Here is a 7,065-nt window from a genome sequence, read left to right on the forward strand (position 1 = left end):
ATGACCCGGATTCCGGACTTTTCCGATCTGCCGCTGTTTGATGGCGCAACTTCCGGCCCGACCAGCCCGGTCAATACAGCACCCTGGACCACGCCCGAAGGCATTGATGTCAAGGCCGTCTTTGGCGCGGATGATCTGGCAGGGCTTGATCATCTCAACACCATGCCGGGCATGCCGCCCTTCCTGCGCGGCCCCTATCCGACCATGTATGTCCAGCAACCCTGGACGATCCGGCAATATGCCGGTTTTTCGACCGCCGAAGAATCCAACGCGTTTTATCGCCGCAACCTTGCCGCCGGGCAAAAGGGCCTGTCGATTGCCTTCGACCTTGCCACCCATCGCGGCTATGACAGCGACCATCCGCGGGTAACCGGCGATGTCGGCATGGCCGGTGTGGCAATTGACAGCATCTATGACATGCGGACCCTTTTTGATGGCATTCCGCTCGATCAGATGTCGGTATCCATGACCATGAATGGCGCGGTTCTGCCGGTGATGGCGCTTTATATCGCGGCTGCCGAAGAACAGGGTGTGAAGCATGAACAGCTTTCAGGCACCATTCAGAATGACATTCTGAAGGAATTCATGGTCCGCAATACCTATATCTATCCGCCGAAACCCTCGATGCGGATCATTTCGGACATCTTTGCCTTTACCTCGCAAAACATGCCGAAATTCAATTCGATCTCGATTTCCGGCTACCACATGCAGGAAGCCGGGGCGACCGCGGACCTTGAACTGGCCTATACCCTGGCCGATGGCATCGAATATGCCCGTGCCGGTCAGGCTGCTGGTCTTCCGATTGATAAATTCGCGCCGCGTCTGTCGTTCTTCTGGGCGATTGGCATGAATTTCTTTATGGAAATCGCCAAAATGCGCGCCGCCCGCATGATCTGGGCCAAGCTGATCAAACAGTTCGATCCGCAGAGCCCCAAATCGCTTTCATTGCGCACGCACAGCCAGACATCGGGCTGGTCACTGACAGCACAGGATGTCTTTAACAACGTCATCCGCACCTGTGTCGAGGCGATGGCATCAACCCAAGGCCACACGCAGTCGCTGCATACCAACGCCCTTGACGAAGCATTGGCCCTGCCGACCGATTTTTCGGCGCGCATTGCGCGTAACACGCAGCTTTTCCTGCAACAGGAAAGCGGCACGACCAAGGTCATCGATCCGTGGGGCGGGTCCTATTATGTTGAACGTCTGACGCGTGATCTGGCGGAAAAGGCATGGGCCCATATTCTTGAGGTCGAAGAACAGGGCGGCATGGCCAAGGCGATTGAAGCCGGCATTCCGAAAATGCGCATCGAAGAAGCAGCTGCCCGCACGCAAGCCCGCATCGATAGCGGCCGTCAGACATTGGTCGGCGTGAACAAATACCGCGCGACCGATGATCGCCCGGTCGATGTTTTGCAGGTCGATAACGCCGAGGTCCGCCGTCAGCAGATCGCCAAGCTGGAACGTCTGCGCGCCGAACGCAACAATGCGGATGTTGAAAGCGCCCTTACCGCCCTGACCAATGCCGCCGATCAGGGGAATGGCAACCTTCTTGATCTTGCCGTGCAGGCCGCCCGGTCGAAATGCACGGTGGGCGAGATTTCCGACGCGCTTGAAAAGGTTTATGGCCGTCATCAAGCCGTGATCCGGTCGATTTCGGGGGTCTATAAAACCGAAGTCGGTGCCGATAACGAAGCATTGGCCAAAGTCGACCGGCTGGTAAACGAGTTCGAACAATCCGAAGGCCGCCGCCCGCGCATCCTGATTGCCAAGATGGGGCAGGACGGGCATGACCGCGGCCAGAAAGTCATCGCAACCGCCTTTGCCGATCTTGGCTTTGACGTCGATATCGGCCCGCTGTTCCAGACACCCGAAGAAGCCGCCCGGCAGGCGGTTGAAAACGATGTCCATATCGTCGGTGCCAGTTCTCTTGCCGCCGGTCACCTGACACTTGTGCCGCAGCTTCGTGCGGAGTTGGACAAGCTTGGCCGCGAAGACATCATGATCGTTGCCGGTGGTGTTATCCCACCGCAGGACTTTGACAAACTTTACGAAGCCGGGGCAGAGGCGATTTTCCCGCCCGGAACCGTGATTGCCGAAGCGGCCTGTGACCTGTTAGAAAAGCTGAAGGAATCAACGTCCGAGGAAGCGGCCTGATTGTGAAGGCGAGATCGTGACAGAAACCGCGCCAAAGAGTGCGCCCCAAAATGCACCGGAAACACTGCGCACCGTATCGGGCGGCCCCAAGGGCCAGCCCCGCAAAACGGTGCGCAGGCGGGTTCTTTCAACCGACGAGATTGTCGATGGCATTCTGGCTGGCGACCGCACCATTCTGTCACGCGCGATCACGCTGGTCGAAAGCCGCAATGCCAGACATTTTGATCAGGCGCAGGACGTTCTTTCGCGCCTGATGCCCCATACCGGCGGATCACAGCGGATCGGCATTACCGGTGTGCCGGGTGTCGGCAAATCCACCTTTATCGAGGCCTTTGGCAAAAACCTGACCAAGGCGGGGAAAAAGGTCGCCGTGCTGGCGGTTGACCCGACAAGTGCGCGGTCAGGTGGTTCGATCCTGGGTGACAAGACCCGGATGAATGAACTTTCAATCGATCCGAATGCCTATATCCGCCCATCGCCCAGCAGCGGCTATCTCGGCGGGGTCAATCGCATGACCCGCGAAACCATTTTGCTGTGCGAGGCGGCCGGTTTTGACGTGGTTCTGGTCGAAACCGTCGGGGCCGGTCAAAGCGAAACCATGGTCGCCCAGATGACCGATTTCTTTCTGGTCCTGATGCTGCCCGGTGCCGGGGACGAATTGCAGGGGATCAAGAAAGGCGTTCTTGAAATCGCCGATCTGATCGCGGTCAACAAGGCCGATGCAGACCCGGCCAAGGCCCGCGAAGCCAAACGCGAATATTCATCCGCCCTTCGCATCCTGCAACCCAGCAGCCATCATTGGCGACCGCAATCGATCATGGTTTCCGCCCTGATCAATGACGGCCTTGATCAGGTCTGGGATTTGATCAACCAGCACCGCACCATCATGGAAAACGAAGGCGAGTTCACTGCGAAACGGGCGCGTCAGCAACGCGACTGGATGTGGACCATGCTGCGTGACCGTTTGCTTGAAACCTTTACCGCCCGCGAAGATGTCGCCGGACGCCTCAAAGCCCTAGAAGCCGATGTTCTGGCCGGGTCAACCAACCCGACCGCCGCGGTCGAGGAAATGCTTGGGCTGATCAAGACACCACATGCTTGAAATAGTCGGCAATTAGTCATTTATTTCAGTGCCTTCAAATCGCCCCGCGTGTAAAAGAAACGCTTAACACACTCCGCATGATTTCATTTGTATGAAGACACTGATGCAATCACAAAAGACTGTATACGTGCTTGGCGGTTATGGCCTGATCGGTTCCGCCTGTATCAGAGCCCTTGTAAGAGACGGCTTTTCCGTTGTTGGAATTGGCCGGTCGATAGACAAGGGAAAGCAATCCAATCCGGCGATAGAATGGCGAGAAATCAATATTTCCACTGCCAGCACCCAAGATTGGCGGGAATTGCTGTCCAATGCCGACATCATCGTCAATGCCGCAGGCGCACTGCAAAATGGCGCGCGTGACAACCTGATTGCGATTCATGAAACATCCATTGCCAGAATCACGGAAGCGATTGGAGATTCTGGCAAAAAATTCATTCAGATATCAGCCGTTGGTGCAGACATTCAGGCATCAACAGATTTCATGCGCACCAAAGCCCGCGGCGACCAGATCATCATGCAATCCAAACTGGAATGGTATGTGTTGCGCCCCAGTCTGGTGATCGCTCGTGACGCATATGGCGGCACGGCACTTCTACGCGCAGCATCGGCATTTCCCATCGTCAATATGCGCATCTTTCCTGAAGTCCCGGTTCAAATCGTCTCTGTTGACGATGTTGCAGATGCCGTGGTTCAGGCAGCGTCAGGATCAATACGGCCAAAACTGCTGACCGATATTACAGCGGACGAGTGTTATGCGTTTGATCAATTGAAGACAAGAATCCGCAAATGGCTCGGCTTCCCGGACTGGCGATACCGTTTTGATTTTCCGCCCTTCCTGTTAAAAGCCATTGGCGCGTTTGCCGATATTCTGGGGTGGTTTGGCTGGCGATCCCCGCTGCGTAGCAATGCTCTTGCCGTACTCGATACAGGCATCACAGGCAATTCGAGTTCGTGGATTTCAAATGGTGGCAGGCCATGCCAACCCCTTGAACAGGTACTTGATACGATGCCTGCAACCATTCAGGAACGCTGGTTTTCTCGTATCTATCTGTTGGTTCCTTTTTCTATCGCGATCTTGTCACTGTTTTGGATTTCGTCAGGCTTGATCGGGTTTTATGCGCAGCAAAATGCGCAAAACCTGCTGATTTCGCGTGGCGTTGAACCTTCCCTTGCGCACCTGTTTGTTTTTGGCGGTTCAGTCGCCGACCTTTTGCTTGGCCTATGCGCCCTTGCAAAAAGGACCTGCAAAAGCGCCTGCCTTGCAATGATAGGTTTATCGCTGTGTTACGTGTTTGGCAGTATCGTTATAGCACCCGACCTTTGGCTTGATCCAATGGGACCCATGATAAAAGTATTTCCGGGGATTGCCCTTTCCATGATCACACTGGCGGTTCTAAACGAAAGATGATTTACGAAATCGTTTTGTTCCTGCACGTTATCGGGGCGTTTGTTCTGTTTGGAACCGGTGCGGGAATAGCTTTCTTCTTCGTGATTTCAAACCGTTCAGGAAATCCCGCATTCATCGCGCATACAGCTGGCACTGTTGTTCTGGCAGATGGTATTTTCACCGCAACAGCAGCAGTCGCCCAACCCATTTCGGGTTATATCCTGACGCAGCTCGTTGGCTGGGAGCCGAGCGAAGGGTGGATTGCGCTGTCTTTGGGATTATACGTGTTTGTCGGGCTATTCTGGCTTCCTGTCGTCTGGATTCAAATCAAACTCCGTGATTTGGCAAGAATTGCAGATTCCGAACAAATTCCCTTACAACCAGCCTATCGCCGTCTTTATCGCGTTTGGTTCGCCTTTGGGTTTCCCGCATTTTTCGCGGTTCTGGCGATCATTTGGCTTATGCTGACCAAGCCTTCTTTCTGATAAAAAGGCCGCGCAAAAGCGCGACCTTTGATCGGATAGCTCATCGCAGCAGGTCTTATTTCTTTTCGCCAGCTGCTTCGAGTTTTGCCTTAAGAATTTTCAGCTTTTCGACGGCTTCATTGATTTCGGTGTCGAGATGCGCCAGGTCTTCACGCTTGTCACGCGGCATGGCTTCGATCTCGTTCAAAGCTTTTTCGATGATATAAAGCAAATTCTGTCCTCCGTTATTGGCTGCCGGTTATATGACAGCTCGAAATCTCTTTGTCTTAAGCAGGCCGCAATTCGGCCTGTCATAATCGCCGCTGTCATAGCCCGGTTTGCTATCAGTCCCCATGATCCTGATCAACAATCCGGTCAAACCGGGTCAACGGCTTATGGGTGGCGCACCCGTTTTAGTGCGCACCAATGAGCCGCCCGGATCGTATGCCGGACCCGCAAGTTATTCTACCCAAAACAGGGGTAAAGAAACAGGGATACAAGACAATGTCTGGTGAAAAAAGACCGGCAGGCTAGCCGTTGGTGGCAGGCTGTTCGAGTTTGTCTTTGAGGATTTTCAGATTTTGCGCCGTTGATTTCATCACGGTTTCAAGACGTGACAGTTTTTCACGGGCATCGCGCGATACGGCTTCGACTTCGTCCAGCGCACTTTCGATGACATACAGCATTTCCACACTCTCCTGCCCGAACCATTCGTTCGGGTCGTTTTATTGTGATTGACCTTATGAAGGTGGGCGGGAAATTCGCTGAAACCTTGTCGGAAATAAGCCAAATTGGCCTTAATTCGCCGATCCTGCTGTTGGCAGGGCAAACCTGATCTGTGATTTTTGACCGGCATGATGTTGCGGTTTGTGTTAAAAGCCGCGCACTTGATTTCATGAAACGGGATAATCGGCACATGACGCATCTGGTGCTTGCACCAATGGAAGGACTGGTCGACTGGCGCGTTCGGCAGTTGCTGAGCGCGACGGGCGGGTTTGACCTGTGCGTGACCGAGTTTATCCGTGTGTCGCAAAACCTGTTTCCGGCCCATGTGTTTTACCGTTACTGCCCCGAATTGCTTCAGGGCGGCAAAACGGCATCGGGCACGCCGGTTCTGGTGCAGTTGATGGGGCATGATCCCGAACTGATGGGGGAAAATGCCGCCTTTGTCGCATCCCTTGGCGCGCCGGGGATCGATATCAATTTCGGCTGCCCGTCCAAAACGGTGAATAAACGCGAAGCCGGTGCATCGCTTTTGAAATGCCCCGACAACCTTTTTAACATTGTTTCGGCCGTGCGCCGGGCGGTTCCCGATCATATCCCGGTCAGTGCAAAAATCCGTCTGGGTTATGCCGACAAGGAACTGTTTCTGGACAATTCGTGCGCGGTTGAGGCCGCCGGTGCCCAGCACCTGACAGTGCATGCGCGCACCAAGCTGGAAGGATATAAACCACCCGCACATTGGGAATATCTGGCGCGCATCCGCGACGCCATTTCAATCCCGATGACGGCCAATGGCGAAATCTGGACGGTCGAGGATTACGCGAAATGCCGGGATATTTCCGGCTGCACATCCTTCATGCTGGGCCGCGGGGCGATTGCCGCCCCGGATATCGCCAATCGGATCAAGGCGTTTGAGACCGGTCAGAATCTTGAAAAGCAAAGCTGGTCCGATGTCCTGACGATGCTTTTGACCTATATCGATCTGATGAATGCCGATGACACTACCGAAAACCATCAGGCCGGGCGCATCAAGCAATGGGTGGCGATGATCCGCAAGGGGCATGAACAGGCCGCCGATTGCTTTGACGAGATCAAGCGCATTCGCGACATTCACGAGCTTCGCGCCAAACTGACCATAGACCGCGATAACCCGGAAAATCAGCGGCCAAATGTTCCGATTGCCGCCGAATAGCCGGTAAAGACAGACAATCAAAAGAAAAGGCAGCATGGTT

General features: G+C 54.5%; 7 protein-coding genes. 5 read left to right on the top strand and 2 right to left on the bottom strand.

Features of this window, described 5'->3' with window-relative positions; all coding sequences use genetic code 11:
- The 4 genes from scpA (at window position 1) to BC440_RS06730 (ending at window position 5,131) form a co-directional block, all read left to right on the top strand.
- Window positions 1-2,157, top strand: coding sequence for a methylmalonyl-CoA mutase (scpA, locus tag BC440_RS06715; RefSeq protein ID WP_063094269.1), 2,157 nt, complete (start codon window positions 1-3; stop codon window positions 2,155-2,157).
- Window positions 2,158-2,173: 16 nt separating this feature from the next.
- Complete coding sequence (gene meaB, locus BC440_RS06720) at window positions 2,174-3,259, top strand: methylmalonyl Co-A mutase-associated GTPase MeaB (protein ID WP_082822628.1); 1,086 nt, start codon at window positions 2,174-2,176, stop codon at window positions 3,257-3,259.
- A 103-nt stretch (window positions 3,260-3,362) separates the two neighbouring features.
- Window positions 3,363-4,667, top strand: a complete 1,305-nt coding sequence (locus tag BC440_RS06725) for an SDR family oxidoreductase (RefSeq protein WP_065702158.1) — start codon at window positions 3,363-3,365, stop codon at window positions 4,665-4,667.
- Window positions 4,664-5,131, top strand: a complete 468-nt coding sequence (locus tag BC440_RS06730) for a DUF2269 domain-containing protein (protein ID WP_063094266.1) — start codon at window positions 4,664-4,666, stop codon at window positions 5,129-5,131. The genes BC440_RS06725 and BC440_RS06730 overlap by 4 nt, the downstream gene beginning before the upstream one ends.
- A 55-nt stretch (window positions 5,132-5,186) precedes the next feature.
- Here BC440_RS06730 and BC440_RS23090 read toward each other — a convergent pair whose 3' ends face one another.
- Window positions 5,187-5,342: a hypothetical protein gene (locus BC440_RS23090; RefSeq protein ID WP_156487990.1), complete on the bottom strand. Its 156-nt coding sequence runs from the start codon at window positions 5,340-5,342 to the stop codon at window positions 5,187-5,189.
- Between the two features lie 298 nt (window positions 5,343-5,640).
- Window positions 5,641-5,796, bottom strand: coding sequence for a hypothetical protein (locus BC440_RS23095; protein WP_156487991.1), 156 nt, complete (start codon window positions 5,794-5,796; stop codon window positions 5,641-5,643).
- Window positions 5,797-6,026: 230 nt separating this feature from the next.
- Between BC440_RS23095 and BC440_RS06735 the strand changes: the two genes are divergently transcribed.
- A complete protein-coding gene (locus BC440_RS06735; RefSeq protein ID WP_063094388.1) occupies window positions 6,027-7,025 on the top strand; it encodes a tRNA dihydrouridine(16) synthase DusC in 999 nt (332 codons plus the stop codon).
- The last annotated feature ends 40 nt before the right edge of the window (window positions 7,026-7,065 follow it).

The organism is Thalassospira sp. MIT1004, assembly GCF_001858545.1.
In the GTDB taxonomy this organism is placed as follows: Bacteria; Pseudomonadota; Alphaproteobacteria; order Rhodospirillales; family Thalassospiraceae; genus Thalassospira; species Thalassospira xiamenensis.

Bases quoted from the DNA above. Each gene is read 5' to 3' on its own strand.
- BC440_RS06725 (WP_065702158.1), top strand. From the start codon at position 3,363: ATGCAATCACAAAAGACTGTATACGTGCTTGGCGGTTATGGCCTGATC.
- BC440_RS06735 (WP_063094388.1), top strand. From the start codon at position 6,027: ATGACGCATCTGGTGCTTGCACCAATGGAAGGACTGGTCGACTGGCGC.
- BC440_RS06730 (WP_063094266.1), top strand. From the start codon at position 4,664: ATGATTTACGAAATCGTTTTGTTCCTGCACGTTATCGGGGCGTTTGTT.
- BC440_RS23095 (WP_156487991.1), bottom strand. From the start codon at position 5,796: ATGCTGTATGTCATCGAAAGTGCGCTGGACGAAGTCGAAGCCGTATCG.
- scpA (WP_063094269.1), top strand. From the start codon at position 1: ATGACCCGGATTCCGGACTTTTCCGATCTGCCGCTGTTTGATGGCGCA.